The sequence below is a fragment of the Streptomyces sp. DH12 genome, assembly GCF_020873895.1.
GTDB lineage: Bacteria > Actinomycetota > Actinomycetes > Streptomycetales > Streptomycetaceae > Streptomyces.
The window spans coordinates 1-515 of sequence record NZ_JAHWGT010000698.1 but is presented as its reverse complement, the minus strand read 5'-3'; the positions used below and the strand labels follow the sequence as shown (position 1 = coordinate 515).

1 protein-coding gene is annotated in these 515 nt (G+C 73.4%); it reads left to right on the top strand.

The window, feature by feature from the left end:
• On the top strand, positions 1 to 515 hold a 515-nt coding region (locus LPA54_RS36585; RefSeq protein WP_267487981.1), incomplete at both ends, for a lantibiotic dehydratase.

The following is a 515-nucleotide window of genomic DNA, read 5'->3' as shown; positions in this document are numbered from 1 at the left end:
CCGGCGAGTTCGTCCTACCGGTGGAGGTCGGGCGTGAGGTGTGCCGGTACGCGGGCGCGATCTGGGCGATCACCCCTGAGTGGACGACGCTGGCGTACATGCGGGACTACCGTGACCGCTTCATCGAGCGGTACGGCACCGCCTGCGCCGTGCCGTTGGGCGAGTTGATCGACGCGCACCGCGGGCTCGGTCTGCCTCCGGAGTACAGCGCGGAGCCCACGTACGCGCGCACCGGGCCCGGTGACGAGGCGGACGGTCCGCGACGGGCGTTCGTCGGTGAGCTGATCCAGGAGGCCGTCCTGTCCGGCGGCGACCTGGTGCTGACCGACGATGTCGTACGGCGTCTCTCGGACGTCGCCCGGCACGATCCGGAGGCCGCGCCGCCACGCGGCCTCGAACTCTGCTTCCAGGTGCTCGCCGAGAGCACCGCCGCCCTGGACCGCGGCGACTTCCGCCTGCTCGGCAGCCCGCACATCGGGGCGTGGGCGGCCGGCGCCACCGCCGGTCGCTTCGCG